The following is a 16,476-nucleotide window of genomic DNA, read 5'->3' on the forward strand; positions in this document are numbered from 1 at the left end:
CCCTTCGTGTGCGCTCAGTCTCGGCGGAACCCCTGGGTCGCGTCGTCGTAGGTGGTGTGCGGGCGCTTGATGGGGCCCTGCACCGGCGGAGGGACGTCGGCACGCGCGAGGGCGTGGAGCACGAGCTCCTCGACCATCTTCGCGGCGGTCGTGTGCCGGTGCTGGGCGATGCGGACCAGGGCGGCGTACTCCGGTTCGCCCAGATGGATCTTCAACGGCATCCCACCCGGAACATAACCGGGACCGAGCGTGGTGGGTGCCGTGATGTCGGCTTCACTCATGGCCGAAGTGTGAACCTCCTGACGCGCCGCGGCTAGACAGCACCTGCCGCCGACCCTTCGGGGCCGGGACAAGTGGTGCATAGCCAGAAGCGCTGTCGGAGGCGCACCATTCGCCCAACAGGATCACTGGGAGGTGCGAGATGTCGGACGTCAGAACCACCGGCTGGATCGGCTGGGCTTATTTCGCGGCGGTCATGCTCTTCATCGGGGCGGCGATCGACCTGTTCTACGGGATCATGGCGATCATCGGCCCCAACACGGCCTACTTCGTCGGGTCCGGGGGCGGCGTGGCTTCGTTCAACGTGGCGGCGTGGGGGTGGTGGTCGCTGATCGTCGGCGTGCTGATGCTGCTCGCCGGCCTCTTCCTGCTCCAGGGGGCCACGTGGGCGCGCGTCGTCGTCGTGATCATCGCCGCGATCAGCGCCGTGTCTCATGTGATGTCGCTGCCGGCGCAGCCGTGGTGGTCGATCATCGCGATCGCCCTGGACGTGCTCGTGATCTACGCGGTCACGGTGCACGGCCGAGAACTGCGCCGTTAGCCGCCCGGAGGTGTCGCGTGAGCGCTGAGACGTACCGAGCCCTCTTCCTGCACCCGGATGAGGATGAGGACGATTTCAGCGCTCAGCTCCCCGTGGTGAGTGCCGCTCCGCCCGCGCTGATCCGGGCCGCGACGACCTACGCGGGCGCCCAGGCGGTCGCCGTCTACCGGCTCGCGGAGGCGAGCGCGTGGCCGGAGGCGGCCGCATTCCTCTACGAGAAGACCATCCCGGGCACGGTGCCGGACGGCGCGCTGCTCGAGCAGGTCGAGACCCCGGACGACTGAGCACGTCAAGACGACTGAGTACGTCAAGAAAGGTGAAGGAACAATGACCGATCAACCGTATGTGGCGATCGCCGCCCAGTACGCGAGCGAGGACGAGGCGGTGGCGGACTTCGACCGCCTCCACGCCCACTACAAGGAGCGCGGTCACCATGCCTCCTTCGACGCGGCGGTGGTGGTACGCGACAAGGAGGGCAAGGTCTCCATCCCGAAGCGGGACGACGGCGGCAAGCACCACGGTGGCCGGAAGGGCCTGGCCATCGGGCTCGCCGGCGGCCTGGTGGTCGCGCTGTTCCCAGCCGTCGCGCTCGGCGGCGCGCTCCTCGTGGGCGGCGGCTCGGGTGCGGGCATCGGCGCGCTCGCCGGCCACATCTCCAAGAAGTCGTCCGCGCAAGACCTCAAGGCGATCAGCGAGACCCTGCACGCGGGGAGTTCCGGGATCGTGGTCGTCGTCGACCCGAGCGAGGCGGGCGAGATCGAACGGCTGCTGACCAACGCGACCGGGATCACCAAGAGGGAGATCGCCGTCGACGAGGAGAAGCTGGAGAACGAGGTGCAGGACGCGGCGGACTGACGGTCGGCCGCGGGGTCAGGCCTTCCGGCTGCGGCGACGTACGACGCCGGCGAACACGCCCGCCGCGATCAGACCGAACGCAAGGGACAGCGGGCCGGTGACGTTACCGGCGGTGACGTCACTGCCCGTGTCGGCCAGCGTGCTCTGCGCATCCGTTGCGGCGGAGCCGTCGGTCGACGTCGGCGGGGTGCTGCCGGCCGGCGTGGCGACGGCAGGGAACGCGACCGCAGCGACGTTGGACGGCGCGCTCGCCCCGGCGCTGTTGAGCGCGAACACACGATAGCGGTAGGTGTGGCCGGCGGTGACGCCGGTATCCGTGAAAGTGACAGCGGTGGACTGGGTGTCGCCGACGAGCGTGGTGAACGCGGCGCCGTCCGTGCTGCGTTCGATGCGGTATCCGCTGACCGCGTCCCCGCCGTCGGAGGTGGGTGCGGTCCAGCTGAGCTCGGCGGTCACGCCGGCGGCTGTCGCGGTCAGGTTCAGCGGAGCGCTGGCTGGAAGGGCGGCGACGACGAGCGTGTACGACTGCGTGGCCGTCGCCGGGATGCCGCTGACGGTGCTGCTCGCGGCGAGCGTGAACGTGTACGAGCCGACGGCTGTCGGCGTGCCGCTGAGGATGCCGCCGGCCAGCGAGAGTCCGGGAGGCAGTGCTCCCACGCTCACGGAGAGCGTCGGCGCCGGGGATCCGGTCGTCGCGATGGCGGTCGAGTAAGAGGAACCGATCGTGCCGCCCGGGATGGTCGTCGTAGTGATCGCGGGGAACGTGTCGATCCCGATCACGGAGACGGTGTCCGAGGTGGTGTTCGCGACGTAGGCGAAGGCGCCGTCCGGTGAGATGGTGAGGCTGCGCGGCGTCACGCCGACCGCGATCGTGGAGACGACCGCGTTCGTCGCCGTGTCGATCACCGAGACCGCGTTCGCGGTCGAGTCGGTCACGTAGAGCCGTGTGCCGTCGGGAGTGAGGGCGACATCGTACGCGCCGGGACCGGCGGGGATGGCGGCCGTGACGGTCCCCGTGGCGGTGTCGACCACTCGCACGAGGCCCACGTTGGCGCTCGCCACGTAGAGGGTGCTGCCGTCGGCCGAGATCGCGAAGCCGGTCGCGGCGTCCGCGAACGCGCCGATCGCGACGGTTCCGGTCACCGTGTTCGTCGCCGTGCTGACGATGGAGATGTCGTGAGACGAAGGAGCGGTGTGCGAGACGTAGAGCCGGCTCCCGTCGGGCGACACGATCATCGACCGCGGCCCCGGCGCATCCACGATGCTGGTGACGAGCGTGTTGGTGGCGGTGTCGACGACCGACACAGCGGTCGACCCGTTTCCGCTGGAGTTGCTGACATACACGCGGGAGCCGTCCGGCGAGATCGCGATTCCCGCAGGCGACGACCCGACCGGGACGGACGCGACGGCCGCTCGCGTCGCCGTATCGATGACGACCAGGACGTTCGCGGGGTTCGTCGACACGACGTACAGGCGTGATCCATCCGGCGAGATCGCGAGCCCGATGGGACCCGCGACCGGAATCGTCCCGAGCACCGTCAGGGTGGCGGTGTCGACGACGAACACCGTCCCGGCGTTCGTGTCGGACACGTACAGCCGCGAGCCGTCGGGCGACACCACCACGGTGGGCGTCGCCGACGCCGTCGTGGAGGCGACCGGGATCGTGCTCACCACCGAGTCCGCCGCTGCTGCGATCGGCACGCCGACGCTCAACGTCACGGCGCCGACGACCAGTGCGACAGCGGCGCCCCAGCGCGCAGACACAGCCCGACCATCCATCTTGCGAGAGCGCACGCTCTTCCCCTCCGCCACGGAGCCGCGACGTCTCTGCGGATGCGAATCGACGTGCCGGTCCTCGGCGAGTCTCCCGGATGCCCCGAACGGAGCGCAACGGCGTCGCAGAGTTTTCACCCCGGCTTCACCCCCGGGCCGCCGGGTGGGGGGCTCGGGCAGGTGAGGCCGGCCGGGGGAGCCGGCCTCACCCTGCCGCTAGGCGGCTTTCGACCCGTTCAGGCGGCGGATCAGAAGGAACGCGGCCCCGCCCACGATGAGCATCAGGGCGATTCCCCCGGCCCACCCGGCGATGCTGCTGCCGGTCGACGCCAGTCCGGCCGCCACGACGGCCACTTCCTGCACCGTCGCGGTCGACGGGTCCGAGCTCAGCGGGTCGCCGTTGGGCAGCGTGCCCGTCGCGGTGGCGGTGTTGCTCAGTGTGCCGCCGGTGAGGTCGGCGGCCACCACCGTGTACGTCGCCGTGCAGGTGAGCGAGTCACCGGGCCGGAGCGTCGCGCCGCTCGGGCACGTGACCTTCGACAGCGTCCCGTGACCGGTGAAGGCACCCTCCTTCACGCTGGGCTGCGTGATGGTGATGTTCCCGACGTTGGTCACCGTGAAGGTGTAGGTCACGATCTGACCGACCGCAGTGGCCTTGTTCGTGTCGGCCGTCTTCACGAGGGCGAGAGCCGGGTGCGGATCGGTCGTCACGGTCGAGGTCGACGGCGGCACCGGCGGCAGGTCCGTGCCAGGAGGCGGGGTGCCGATCGCGGTGGCGGTGTTGGTCAGCTTGCCGGCATCCACATCCGCCTGGGTCAGCGTGTAGTCCGCCGTGCAGGTGAAGGTGTCACCGGGGGCGAGACTGGCCGATCCCTGCGGGCAGTCGATCGCTGAGAGCGTCCCCGTACCGGAGAAGGAGCCCTCCGACACCTGCGGGTCCGTGATGGTCACGTTGCCGGTGTTCTTCACCACGAACGTGTACGTGATGGTCTGACCGACCGCCGCGGCCTGCACGTTCGCCGTCTTCACGATGGAGAGGGTGGGCGCACGGGGGATGGTGATGTCCACCGGGTTCGACGGCACCGGCGGCACCGGGTCGCCGGTGGGCGGAGTGCCCGTCACCGTCGCGCTGTTGGTCAGCGTGCCGGTGTCGACGTCGGCCTGGGTGACCGTGTAGTCCGCGGTGCAGGTCTCGACCTGGCCGGCCACCAGGGTGGTCGTGGGGCAATCGATCGCCCCGAGGGTCCCCGTTCCGGAGAAGTCCGAGTCGTCGACCACGACGCCGTGCAGAGTGACGTTGCCGGTGTTCTTCACGACGAACGAGTAGGTGATCTGCTGGCCCGCGGCGGTGACGGTGCCGGGGGTTGCCGACTTGACGATGCTGAGCCCGGGAGCCGGCACCTGCGGAATGGTCACCGTGGACGGCTCCGAGGGCACCTCGACGGTGGACCCCTGCGGGGTTCCCGTGGCCGTGGCGGTGTTCTGCAGGGAGCCCGCGTCGACGTCCGCCTGGGTCAGCGTGTAGCTGGTCGTGCAGACCTCCTGTTCTCCCGGTGCGAGCGTCGCCACCGGGCAGGTCGCTGCCGGAAGAGATCCCGTGCCCGAGAAGGCCGTCTCGTCGATCGCGATGCCGTTCATCGTGATGTTGCCGGTGTTCGTCACCACGAAGTTGTAGGCAATGACCTGACCCGGCTGGTAGGAGCCGGCATCGGACGGGTCGGCCGACTTGACGAGCGACAGAGCCGGCGCCGCGACCTCGGCCGGGGTGGAGGTCGACGACGGGCTGGACGTCACCGTCTCACCCGCGGGCGAGGTCCCCGTGACGGTCGCAGTGTTGTCGACCGATCCCGCCTGCGCGTCCGCCGCCGTGACGGTGTACGGGTCCGCGGCGGTGCACAGCTGCGACGCACCCGGAGCGAGGGTGGTCGACGGGCAGTCGATGGCCGGAACCTTCGAGTCGTTCACGACGATGCCGCTGACCGGCACGTCGCCGGTGTTGGTGACGGTGAAGGTGTACTGGATGGTGTCACCGGTGTCCGTGATGCCGTTGCCGTTCACATCCACCGGCGTCGCCGCGTGCTTCACCAGCGACAGCGCAGGCGCCTCGAAGGTGACGGTCGCGTTGCCCGGCTTGTCGAGTCCGGTGGTCGTCACGTTATCGGGGCCGTTGGTGAAAGAGCCGATGGATGCGGACGTCACGTTGACCGTGACCGTGCACGACGCCATGCCCGCCGCCAGGTTGCCGGTGACGCCGACCGTCCCGCTCCCGGGAGCTGCCGTCACGCTGCCGCTCGGACAGGTGGTGGCCGCGCTGGACGGGGAGGCGACGGTGAGCCCGCTGGGCAGCGCGTCGGTGAACGACCAGCCGTTCTTGGCCGCAAGGTCGCTCGTGTTCGTGACGGTGAACGTCAGGGTCGAGACACCGCCGGTCGCCGCAATCGCCGGGCTGAACGACTTGTCGAGCTGCGGGGTCACATCCAGGATCCGGATGTTGTCGAAACCGCCGTCGTTGCCGCGGCTGCCCGGAACGGTCTGCTCGTTCCGCATGACGATCCCGATGCCCTGGCCGGTGGCCAGGTACGAGCCGTTGGCCGTGAAGGACCCGGCACGGTAGACGCCGCTGCCGACTGCGGCACCCGAGGCGTCTGTGCTGGCGGGCGTCGTGAAGTTCTGGCCGCCGGGAGCGGTGCAGGGGTTGATCGCGCTCTGGCTGACCGGAACCTCGGCCCCCGCATCGGTGCGGTAGTAGAAGCGCAGCAGCGGCGGGCTTGTGCTGCACTGCGCGGCGGCGTCGACGGAGAACGTCAGGAAGCGGCCGCTGGCCGAAGGGAGAGCGATCTGGCCGGTGGTCGCGAGCTCGATCTCGTTCGGGTGCGAGGTGTCCTCGGGCGTCAGGAACGTGCCGGTGAAGGTCGACACGGCCTTGTTCGCCGCCGGGTTCGCCGCGCCGGCCAGCTGACCGAGGGCGTAGGACAGCTGTCGGATCTGGGCCTGCGCCTGCGGGGCGGCGGTCGCGCCGCAGACCGGGTCATTGGCGTCGCTGAATGCGGTGATCGTGCCGTTGCAGGCCGCCTGGGACAGCCAGTACGGGGAGGCGGTGTACCGCATCCCGCCCGTCCCGACGTAGTTGTTGAGACGCGACGGCTGCCCGACGGGAGAGTTGCTGAAACCCTCACTCCAGAGCGTCGTCGGGGCTCCGGGAGTGCCCGGCGAACCCGGAGCGGCCGATGCGGCCGGCGCCGCGATCAGCATCCCGCCCGCGGCGATCGCCAGCGTGAGCCCCGACACGACCAGGGCGGCGACGGATCGGATCCTCCGGGACCGCAGTCCCCCGATTGCGGTACCGGCACGGCGATCCGTGCGTGCACGCCGACGTCGATTGAACGGTTGCAGTCTCAAGCCCATCCCCTAGCTGCTCACTTCGAGTGCTCCCGGTCGGAGGGGCACTCGATGAACGTGTGTCTGCCGGGTGTCGAAACGCCCCCGGCAATTGCACAGCCTGGCGGAGCAGAGGGGACGGTTGGCCGTTTTTCACCCCGTAATCACCCTTGCCTCGGGCATCTGTGGGGGCGGCCTGGCCGCTGGGCCGCGAATCCGGCGCCTGGCATGATCGTGACATGGCCGGATCCACCTTCGAGGAGCTGATCGCCCTCGGCGAGAGCGCCGATGTCACGGGATGGGACTTCTCGTGGCTCGACGGGCGTGCGACCGAGGAGCGTCCACCGTGGGGCTATGCGCGTCGGCTTGCCGGACGGATGCCGCACGCGCGGGCATCGCTCGACATCCAGACCGGGGGTGGCGAGGTGCTGGCGCAGGCTGGTTCATTCCCCCCGACGGCCGTCGCCACCGAGTCGTGGCCACCCAACGTCGCCAAGGCGACGCGCCTCCTGCATCCCCTTGGCGTCGTCGTCGTGCACGACCCCGATGAGCCGCCGCTTCCCTTCGCCGACGGCGCGTTCGATCTGGTCACCAGCCGCCACCCCGCGACGATCTGGTGGGAGGAGATCGCCCGAGTGCTGGCGCCGTGCGGCACCTACTTCGCGCAGCACGTCGGGCCGGCCAGCGCCTTCGAACTCATCGAGTTCTTCCTCGGCCCATTGCCCGACGCGCGCCGCGGGCGCCATCCGGACGACGAGACGGCGGCCGCGCGACGTGCCGGCCTCGAGATCGTCGACCTGCAGACGGCGCGCACGCGGATAGAGATCTTCGACATCGCCGCGGTCGTCTACCTGCTGCGCAAGGTCATCTGGTGGGTGCCCGGCTTCACCGTCGACGCGTACCGGGACCGACTGCGCGAGCTCGATGAGGTGATCCGGCGCGACGGCGTGTTCGTCACGTACTCGAGCCGGCACCTCATCGAGGCGCGCAAGGGGTGAGGAGACGCGGCCGGGGCTTGGCCGGGTTTGGCCAAAAACCGTCGACCGGGTAGTCTGGGCGGCAGCCTCACATCCCAGTGATTTACTGGGATTCGCGGGCCGCGCGAGTGTAGTTCAATGGTAGAACCTCAGCTTCCCAAGCTGATAGCGCGGGTTCGATTCCCGTCACTCGCTCCAGTTCCTCAGGCCTCCGTCGCCAGTGTCCAACCGTAGAACTCGGCCAGGCGCTCCACGGCGGTCGCGACGTACGGGTCGCGGTCGTACAGGTCGACGTGGCTCGCGCCGTCCACCCAGACGAGCTCCTTCGGGCCGACCGCGCGCTGGAAGGCGTCGATCCCCATCCAGGCGGTGACCGCCCGCGAGCCCATGACCATGAGGAGGGGGCGGTCGCCGATCAGCGGCACCTGGGTGAACGCGTCGAAGGTGGCGAGCTTGTCGACGCTCGACCAGTCGAACGTCCGGGCGGCGCGGTCGTGTGCGGCCCGCGGAGTGCAGTAGTAGTCGAAGCCCTCGGCGCCATGTTCACCGCCGGCGGCGCGCGCCTGCTCGATCGTCTCCGGGAACAGCGGGATGCCGGCGACATCCTCGCCCGCGGCCTGCGCCGTGCGTGCGGCGGCCGCTGCATCCAGCATGCCCTGGAACACCGCCGGATCCTGGGCGCCGTCGGCGCCGTACCGGAACTGACGGGCGACGTCGGCGGGCGAGACAGTGGCGAGCGCCCGGATGCGGTGGTCGCTGGCGGTCGCCGCGAGCGAGTATCCGCCTGAAGCGCAGATGCCGAGGAGACCGATGCGCCGGGGATCGACGAGGTCGAGGGTCGTCAGGTAGGACACCGCCGCCTTCATGTCCTCGATGCGCTGGCCGGGATCCTCCAGACCGCGCGGGGTTCCGCCGCTCGCCCCCTGGTAGGCGGCGTCGTAGGCGATGGTCACGAAGCCGGCGTCCGCCAGCCGCGATGCGTACAGGCCCGAGGCCTGCTCCTTCACCCCGGAACCGGGATGCCCGACGACGAGAGCCGGCGAACCGGCGACGGCTCCGTCCGGAACATAGAGGTGAGCGGCGAGGGGGATGCCTGCGCTCTCGAAGGTGACGTCGGTTCGTGTGGTCATGGTGGGTCCGTTCTCGATGGGGTTCCGTGCGGCGGCTGCCGCGACGGATCCCATGCTGTTGCGCCGCCGAGTCAGGGGTAAGCAGCAGGAATCTGCCGGGGAAGAATCCTTCCCTCCCACACGATCGCTCCGGACGGGAGACTGAATCCATGAGTGAATCGGCGGAGCTCCACGAGCTCGGGGCGTTCTTGAAGGCGTGCCGCGCGCGGCTGCGGCCCGAGGACGTCGGCCTTCCGGAGACGGGAGGTCATCGACGCGTCGCGGGACTCCGGCGGGAGGAGGCGGCTGCGCTCGCGTCGATCAGCGTCGATTACTACACGCGACTGGAGCAGGGACGCGTCCAAGCCTCCGCGGCGGTGCTCGGCGTGCTGGCACGCGCGCTCCGAATGGATGACGACCAGCGCGCCTACCTCTACGAGGTCGCGCACAAGGCCGACGCAACCCCTCGGCGGCGACGGAGCCGCCAGACAGTGCGACCGGCGATGCGGCGACTGCTCGAGCAGCTGACCGACACCCCTGCACTCGTGCTCGGACGCCGCCTCGACGTGCTGCAGTGGAACCGTGCGGCCGCAGCGCTGTTCACGGACTTCGGCGCCGTACCCGCGCCCCAGCGCAACTACCTGCGGCTGCTCTTCCTGCATCCCGGTGTCCGCGCCATGCACCTCGACTGGGACCACGACGCCCGCGATGCGGTCGCCGCCCTGCGCATGGAGGCGGCGGCAGATCCTGACGACCCGGAGCTCGCCGCGCTGGTCGGGGAGCTGTCGCTCCGCGACGCCGATTTCCGCACCTGGTGGGCCGAACGGCACGTCAACTCGGCGACCTACGGGACGAAGCACTACCGGCATCCCACGGTCGGCGAGCTCACCCTCGACTGCGACACGTGGCAGAGTCCCGACGGCAGCGGCCAACGTCTGATGGTGCTGACCGCAGAGAACGGCAGCCCGTCCAGCGATGGGCTGCGCATCCTGACGTCGTGGAGCGAGCCGGCCCGCGCCGAGCTGACCGCCGAGGAAGAGTCCCGGCGATGACATCCGGCTGCTCAGAATAACTGGTTTGACAGGTTATGCGACCGCATGAGAGGGTCATAACCGTCCTAAACGGTTATTTATCGAAAGGCTCTGCACATGGAACTCAAGCTCGAGATCGTGGTCATCCCCGTCGCCGACACCGACCGCGCGAAGGACTTCTACGAGGGGATCGGCTTCCGCCTCGACGCCGACTTCTCCACCGACAAAGGGCTGCGGGTCGTTCAGGTGACTCCCCCAGGGTCGGCGGCATCCGTCATCTTCGGCGACCACCTCACCACGGCCGAGCCCGGCACGGCGCAGGGCCTGCACCTGATCACTCCGGACATCGTCGAGGCGCGCAACACGCTCATCGAACACGGAGTCGCGGTCAGCGAGCTCTGGCACGACGCGGACGGGATCTTCCACTGGGCCGACGAGGCGAACCGGGTGCCCGGTCCCCACCCGGCGACAGACAGCTACGGCACGTACGCATCGTTCAGCGATCCCGACGGCAACAGCTGGACCATCCAGCAGATCGTGACGCGAGCCCCTGGCCGCTGAGGCAAGGAGGCCAGAGGCCGGGCCGGCGGGCTTTGGTAGCATGCCATGGTGCTGATTGACGAGATCGACAGAGCGTAGCCACCGGTCACCGGTGGCTCCTGCAAACGCCACCGCGCGGCCGACTGCGTTCCGATTCGTCCGCTCTCTCTCGTCAAGGTCTTCACATGTCTACTGGCACGTCTGCCATCGTTCTTTCCAACGTCTCCTTCTCCTGGCCGGACGGCCAGGCCGCCCTCTCGGGGGTCTCCGGGTCGTTCACCACTGGTCGCACCGGCCTCGTCGGTGACAATGGCGCCGGGAAGTCCACCCTGCTGCGCCTCATCGCCGGCGAGCTCACCCCATCCACCGGCAGCATCTCCACCGCGGGGGACGTCGGCTATCTCCGGCAGTCGCTGACCTGGCACGACACAGCCACTGTGGCCGACCTCCTCGGCATCGGGCCGGTGCTGGATGCGATCCGGGCCGTCGAGGGCGGCGACGCCTCCGTGGAGCATTTCGACACCATCGGCGACGACTGGGACATCGAGTCGCGCGCGGAGGTGCAGTTGCAGGCGATCGGCTTCTCGGCGGCCGACCTCGACCGCCCGGTGAGAACCCTCTCGGGCGGCGAGGTCATGCTGATCGCGATCTCCGGCCTGCGGGTGCGAGAGCTTCCGATCACCCTGCTGGATGAGCCGACGAACAACCTGGACCGCCCGACGAAGGCCCTCCTCGCCGGGATGCTCGACGACTGGCCGGGAACCCTCGTGGTCGTCAGCCACGATCTGGACCTCCTCGAGCGGATGGATCAGACGGCCGAGCTGTACGGCGGCCGCTTGACGACCTTCGGCGGCCCGTACAGCGAGTGGAAGGCGGCACTCGACCAGCAGCAGGCGAATGCCGTGCAGGCGGCCGCGGCAGCACAGCACGCCGTCAAAGCGGAGCAGCGGCAGCGCGCCGAGGCCGAGAGCCGGCTGGCCAAGCGGGCCAGGAACGCGAAGACGGCCAACGAGAACAAGAAGGGCTCGAAGATCCTGATGAACGGGCTCGCCTCGCGTGCGGAGGCCTCCGCCGGCAAGCTGCGTTCGGGACTGGACGACCGGGTGGATGCGGCCAAAGCGGCGCGCGAACAGGCCGCGGCGCGCATCCGCCCGGATCAGCGCATCACCCTGCAGCTGCCGGACCCCGACGTACCCGCCGGTCGCCGCATCGCGGAGCTGCACGGGAGCAACCGCACCTACCTTCTTCAGGGCCCGGATCGCGTCGCCGTCGTCGGCGCGAACGGCGTGGGCAAGACCACTCTGCTCGAGTCGCTGCTCCACCGCCGTGACGCGGAGCCCGGGCGCGCCGGCGGAGTGCTCCACACCGACCGGGTCGGCTACCTGACGCAGCGGCTCGACGGCGTCGACGAAAGCGTGGGCGCCTTGGAGAATGTCCGCCGGGTCGCGCCGGATGTCCCCGACTCGCTCATCCGCAACCGGCTCGGCCGTCTGCTGATCAAGGGCGACGCCGTCGATCGACCGGTCGGGACACTGAGCGGCGGCGAGCGCTTCCGCATCCTCCTCGCGCGCCTGCTCCTCGCCGACCCGCCCGCGCAGCTCCTCATCCTCGATGAGCCGACGAACAACCTCGATGTCAGCAGCGTGGATCAGCTCGTGGATGCGCTGGCCGACTACCGGGGCGCACTGCTCGTCGTCAGCCACGACGACCGATTCCTCGCCCGACTCGGTCTCACGATGACTCTCGAGCTCGGCCCGGGCGGTGAACTCACCGAAGCGTAGGCGTTACGCCGTCGCGGCGGGCTGCTTCTGCCGGGCGCGGAACGCGGTCGCCTTCATCCGGTTGCCGCAGGTCTTCATCGAGCACCACTCCCGACGGTGGCCGCGGGAGTGGTCGAGGTAGACCTGCGTGCACTCGGGGCGGCCGCACTCGCGGAGCACGTCGCCCTCGGCTCCGCCGACGATCTCGACGGTCTGCCGAGCGATCTGCGACAGCCCCTCCGCGATCTCCGCCGCGCGATCGATCATGCCGCTCTCGTCGAGCTGGAGCGTGATCGGGCGCCCGGCGGCGTGGGAGTTGAGCACGCGCAGGTCGTCCTCCGCAAAAGGCGCGCCCATCATGCGGGCGTGCACGACGCGGTACACGGCCTCGCGGAGCTCGACCGCCTTCTGGAGGTCGGCGGTGGTGGCGCGGGGGGACCGATCCATCAGGCCGGCCTCGAGGAACCACGCATCGAGCGCCTCCGGCGAGCCCAGCTTCTCCGTCGGTACGTCGTTGCGGCGAGCACGCAGCGTGCCGACGAAATCGAGAGCGGACGTACCGCAGGGGAAGGCGTGCATGTAACCACCCTAACTGGTGACTTCGTGCGCTGCAACCGATTTGAGTGGTTACGGTGCGGGGCTCGCGGATCAGGGTAGACGATGGCGGTCTCGCGGGCGTGACCGACCGCGACGGACGCAGCCGTGTCAGGATGGGACGCGTGCCGCCGGGAGGGCCAGCGGCCCACGCGAACCGCCGGGGGCGGAGGACGGCGAGGAAGATGAGGGTCCGCGCTCGAAGCCGACGGCCGTTGGGGTGGGCCGGGCGACTCATCGCGACGACGCTCGCCGTGGCAGCCTGCTCACTCATCCTCGCGGGGAGTCCCGTGAGTGCGAGCGCAGACGCCCGCACGGCGGTCGGCACCATCGCCCCCGCCGGGGTCGACGACTTCACGTTCGCGAGCTTCGACGGCGACTACCGGCTGGGCCGCGACGCGGAGGGGCACTCGACGCTCACCACCGTGGAGACGCTGGTGGCCCGGTTCCCCGAGACCGACCAGAACCACGGCATCCGGCGTGAGCTGGTCGAAGACTACGACGGCCACCCGACCGACCTGGAGGTCGTGTCCGTGACCGACCAGAACGGGACGCCGCGTCCGTACACGAGCGATTCCGAAGACGGCATCCTCTCGCTGACGATCGCGGCGAAAGACTACGTGCACGGCGATCAGACCTACGTCATCACCTACCGGCAGACGAATGTCACGCGCTACTTCGGCGACACCGACGACGACGAACTGTATTGGGACACCAACGGCACGGCGTGGGCGCAACCGTTCGACCGCGTGACGGCGACCGTGCACCTCGCGCCCGACGTGGCCGCGGCGCTGAAGGGCGACCCGTCCGCGTACCGCGGCGCCCAGGGATCCACGGATGCGGCGACGGTCGAGCGCATCGACGACGGGTTCCGCTTCACCGCCGACACGCTCGGTCCGCACGAGAACCTCACCTTCGCCATCGGGTTCGCGGCGGGCACGTTCACGGCGCGCGCCGACGGACTGTTCGACACCGGCTGGGGCTTCGCGGCCGTGGCCGGCCTGCTGCTCGGCATCCTCGCCCTCATCGGCGCCGTCGTCGTGCGTGTGCGACTCCTACGCGACGCTCCCGGACGCGGCACGATCATCCCCGAGTACGTTCCGCCGAAGGAGGGGCTCCTCCTCGCGGCGGACATCGCCGGCGGCGGCAAGAAGGTGGTCGCCGCGCAGACGCTCGACCTCGCGGTCTCCGGTCGAGTGCGCGTGCTGCAGAGCACGGGATTCTTCGGCCGCTCCACGTACACGCTGGAGTTCGTCTCCGCTCAGGCGACCGGACGCCAGGCGTTGCGCGAACCGAACCCGACCGCCGACGAGCTCCAGTTCCTTCAGGCCCTCTTCGGCACGTCGCCCGCGCCCGGGACGACGCTCGAACTCGGCTCGTCCAACTCGCGTGTCGCTCGCGCCATCGCCGCACTGCTGAAGCGCGTGCACAAGGACGCCACCCGCTACGGCTACCGGAGGACGGGACCACGCGGGGCGGTCCGCGCGGTGTTCTTCACTGCGTTGGGCGCCACCCTCCTCGCCATCGTCGGCGCGGTGCTGTGTCTCGCGGGCGTCTTCGGAGGCGCGCTCCCCGTCGGCATCATCATCGGTGCCATCCTGCTTCTCATCGTCACCGCCATCCTGCTGTCGCACTCACCCCTGAGCACCACCGGCAGCACCCTCCGCGAGTACGTGGAGGGCCTCAAGATGTACGTGCACCTCGCCGAGGCCGACCGCATCCGCTACCTGCAGTCACCGCAGGGGGCGGAGCGCGTGCCCGTCGCCGTGAACGACCCGCGGGAGATGCTGAGCCTCACCGAGCGCCTCCTCCCCTGGGCCGTGCTGTTCGGCGAGGAGAAGAAGTGGCTCGCCGAGCTCGGACGGTTCTACGAGGAGACCGGAGAGAGCCCGACCTGGTACGCCGGTCAGACCGCATTCAACGCGGCCGTGCTCTCCCAGATGGTCAGCGGGATCTCCTCCAGCACGACCATTGCGAGCAGCTCGTCGTCCGGCGGCACCGGCGGCGGCGGCTTCTCCGGCGGCGGTGGGGGTGGCGGAGGCGGCGGGGGCGTCTGACTCCCCCGCGGCTCACTTCACCTCGACCGGACGATAACCAGAGGTGTGCGACACTGCTGCAACGGCGACGCGTGACGGGATCGGCGCACCGGCCGATGCGTGCGACAGGAAGGTGACTCGATGGACGAGCAGCGCATCGGCCTCGTCGGGATCGGCCGGATGGGCTCGGGCATTGTCGCCCGGCTCACGGCGCTGGGTCCCGTGGCGGCGTTCGACATCGATCCCGCCCGGCGCGAAGCCGTAGAGCATGCGGGCGCCACCTGGATGGAGTCGATCACGGCGATCGCCCGGTCGAGCGACGTACTCGTCACCGTGCTCCCGGGACCGGGCGAGACGGACGCGGTCATGCGCGAGGCGCTCCCGGCACTCGACAGCGGAGCGGTCTGGGTCGATCTCACCTCGGGGGATCCGGACAGGACGTCGGCTCTCGCAGAGACGGCGGCCGATCGGGGAATCGAGGTCGTCGCCGCCCCGATGGGCGGAGGCCCCAGCGATGCCGCCGGGGGCACTCTGACGTTCTACGTCGGCGGGGCGCCCGACGCGGTGGGCCGTGCCACGCCCATCCTGAACCGACTGTCGGCGGACGGCGGGATTCGCCTGTGCGGCCCGCGCCCCAGTGACGGTGTCGTCGTGAAACTTCTCGCGAACGCCCTGTGGTTCGCCAACGCCGTGGCGGCCGGAGAAGCGCTGCTGATCGGCGCCGGCCATGGTCTCGCGCCTCAGCACCTGCACGCCCTGCTCGCCGACAGTGCGGGCAGCAGCACTGCGCTGGCGGAGCATCTGCCTGCGGTGTTCCGGGGCGACTACCTGACGACCTTCGGCGTCGACCGTGTCGTGGAAGAGCTCGATGCGGTGGCGGCGCTCGCCGGAGCGGCCTCGGTCTCGTCGCCCGTGCTGGATGCGTCGACGGATGTTCATCGCCATGCGCTCGCTCGCTTCGGGCCGGTCCTCGGCGAACTCCTGGGCGTGCGGCTCATCGAAGAGACGGCCGGGCGCGACCTCCGCTGAGCCGCAACCAGCCCTCCACGAACCGGACCGGCGGCGGCAGCTTCTCCGGCGGCAGTGGGGGGCGGAGGCGGCGGGGGCGTGCGGGCGCCGCCGTCACCTCACCTCGACGGCCACTGTGTATCCCGCGCACGAGCCAGAGCCGCTCGTGCCGCACTCGTCGTACGGGCTGCCCGTGACGTCGACGGTCGCCGGCCCCAACGGGAAGTCGGCGGGGATGGGGAGTGTCGTCGAGAAGCGCCCGTCCCGATCCACATCCGCCCTGATCGGCGGCGAACTCACCCCGACGGCCCGCAGCCGAATGATGTATTGGTGGCCGGGCTCATAGTTCAGATCGCACTCGGGCGGATCGGCGGAGACGGTCACGACATCACCCGGCGCGACGATCGCAGGATCCACGTTCATGCGGGCGGGAAGGCACGACGCGTAGCGGGGAAACCCCGAGCCGGAGCACCCCGCGGTCGTCAGCGCGCCGGCCGCAATCAGCATCACGGCAACGGCGCGTGCCCCCCGACTTCGCATGGTCCGGAGCATACCGGCCGCGACCGCTCGATCACCCCTCGTATGCGGGTCTGCC

At 70.0% G+C, this 16,476-nt stretch carries 15 protein-coding genes and 1 tRNA gene; 10 read left to right on the plus strand and 6 right to left on the minus strand.

Features of this window, described 5'->3' with window-relative positions:
- Nucleotides 1-14: 14 nt before the first annotated feature.
- Entirely contained in the window at nt 15-281 is a 267-nt protein-coding gene (locus ABIC47_RS04415) for a hypothetical protein (RefSeq protein WP_018192464.1), read from the minus strand.
- 140 nt (nt 282-421) lie between these two features.
- On the opposite strand from ABIC47_RS04415, the gene ABIC47_RS04420 reads away from it, so the two are divergent.
- The 3 genes from ABIC47_RS04420 to ABIC47_RS04430 are packed head-to-tail and all read left to right on the plus strand — an operon-like array spanning nt 422 to nt 1,675.
- On the plus strand, nt 422-820 hold the full coding sequence (locus ABIC47_RS04420) for a DUF7144 family membrane protein (protein WP_018192465.1): 399 nt from the start codon (nt 422-424) through the stop codon (nt 818-820).
- A 17-nt stretch (nt 821-837) separates the two neighbouring features.
- Nucleotides 838-1,104, plus strand: a complete 267-nt coding sequence (locus ABIC47_RS04425) for a hypothetical protein (protein ID WP_354477572.1) — start codon at nt 838-840, stop codon at nt 1,102-1,104.
- 43 nt (nt 1,105-1,147) lie between these two features.
- Entirely contained in the window at nt 1,148-1,675 is a 528-nt protein-coding gene (locus ABIC47_RS04430) for a DUF1269 domain-containing protein (protein ID WP_018192467.1), read from the plus strand.
- A gap of 15 nt (nt 1,676-1,690) precedes the next feature.
- On the opposite strand, the gene ABIC47_RS04435 is transcribed toward ABIC47_RS04430, so the two are convergent.
- Nucleotides 1,691-3,439 (minus strand): beta-propeller fold lactonase family protein, encoded by a 1,749-nt coding sequence (locus ABIC47_RS04435; protein ID WP_354477576.1) that lies wholly within the window; start codon nt 3,437-3,439, stop codon nt 1,691-1,693.
- Nucleotides 3,440-3,664: 225 nt separating this feature from the next.
- Complete coding sequence (locus ABIC47_RS04440; RefSeq protein WP_354477579.1) at nt 3,665-6,736, minus strand: CLIPPER-2 domain-containing protein; 3,072 nt, start codon at nt 6,734-6,736, stop codon at nt 3,665-3,667.
- 329 nt (nt 6,737-7,065) lie between these two features.
- On the opposite strand from ABIC47_RS04440, the gene ABIC47_RS04445 reads away from it, so the two are divergent.
- Both ABIC47_RS04445 and ABIC47_RS04450 read left to right on the plus strand, forming a co-directional pair.
- Nucleotides 7,066-7,824, plus strand: coding sequence for a methyltransferase domain-containing protein (locus ABIC47_RS04445; protein WP_354477582.1), 759 nt, complete (start codon nt 7,066-7,068; stop codon nt 7,822-7,824).
- A 103-nt stretch (nt 7,825-7,927) separates the two neighbouring features.
- A tRNA-Gly gene (locus tag ABIC47_RS04450) sits at nt 7,928-8,001 on the plus strand.
- A gap of 5 nt (nt 8,002-8,006) precedes the next feature.
- Here the strand turns inward: ABIC47_RS04450 and ABIC47_RS04455 are convergent.
- Entirely contained in the window at nt 8,007-8,933 is a 927-nt protein-coding gene (locus tag ABIC47_RS04455) for an alpha/beta hydrolase (RefSeq protein ID WP_354477585.1), read from the minus strand.
- 149 nt (nt 8,934-9,082) lie between these two features.
- Between ABIC47_RS04455 and ABIC47_RS04460 the strand changes: the two genes are divergently transcribed.
- From ABIC47_RS04460 to ABIC47_RS04470, 3 genes are all read left to right on the plus strand, one after another.
- Nucleotides 9,083-9,964 (plus strand): helix-turn-helix domain-containing protein, encoded by an 882-nt coding sequence (locus ABIC47_RS04460; protein ID WP_354477588.1) that lies wholly within the window; start codon nt 9,083-9,085, stop codon nt 9,962-9,964.
- A 96-nt stretch (nt 9,965-10,060) separates the two neighbouring features.
- Nucleotides 10,061-10,504 carry a VOC family protein gene (locus tag ABIC47_RS04465; RefSeq protein ID WP_354477591.1) on the plus strand — a complete coding sequence of 148 codons (444 nt, stop codon included), beginning with the start codon at nt 10,061-10,063 and terminating at the stop codon, nt 10,502-10,504.
- A 164-nt stretch (nt 10,505-10,668) separates the two neighbouring features.
- Nucleotides 10,669-12,264 carry an ABC-F family ATP-binding cassette domain-containing protein gene (locus tag ABIC47_RS04470; protein ID WP_354477594.1) on the plus strand — a complete coding sequence of 532 codons (1,596 nt, stop codon included), beginning with the start codon at nt 10,669-10,671 and terminating at the stop codon, nt 12,262-12,264.
- Nucleotides 12,265-12,267: 3 nt separating this feature from the next.
- On the opposite strand, the gene ABIC47_RS04475 is transcribed toward ABIC47_RS04470, so the two are convergent.
- Nucleotides 12,268-12,822 carry a CGNR zinc finger domain-containing protein gene (locus ABIC47_RS04475; RefSeq protein ID WP_354477597.1) on the minus strand — a complete coding sequence of 185 codons (555 nt, stop codon included), beginning with the start codon at nt 12,820-12,822 and terminating at the stop codon, nt 12,268-12,270.
- A gap of 305 nt (nt 12,823-13,127) precedes the next feature.
- Between ABIC47_RS04475 and ABIC47_RS04480 the strand changes: the two genes are divergently transcribed.
- On the plus strand, nt 13,128-14,894 hold the full coding sequence (locus ABIC47_RS04480; RefSeq protein ID WP_354477600.1) for a DUF2207 domain-containing protein: 1,767 nt from the start codon (nt 13,128-13,130) through the stop codon (nt 14,892-14,894).
- A 99-nt stretch (nt 14,895-14,993) separates the two neighbouring features.
- Nucleotides 14,994-15,902, plus strand: a complete 909-nt coding sequence (locus ABIC47_RS04485) for an NAD(P)-dependent oxidoreductase (protein ID WP_354477603.1) — start codon at nt 14,994-14,996, stop codon at nt 15,900-15,902.
- A gap of 93 nt (nt 15,903-15,995) precedes the next feature.
- Here ABIC47_RS04485 and ABIC47_RS04490 read toward each other — a convergent pair whose 3' ends face one another.
- Entirely contained in the window at nt 15,996-16,421 is a 426-nt protein-coding gene (locus ABIC47_RS04490) for a hypothetical protein (protein ID WP_354477606.1), read from the minus strand.
- Nucleotides 16,422-16,476: the final 55 nt, after the last annotated feature.

It is taken from the genome of Leifsonia sp. 563 (assembly GCF_040545055.1).
In the GTDB taxonomy this organism is placed as follows: Bacteria; Actinomycetota; Actinomycetes; order Actinomycetales; family Microbacteriaceae; genus Leifsonia.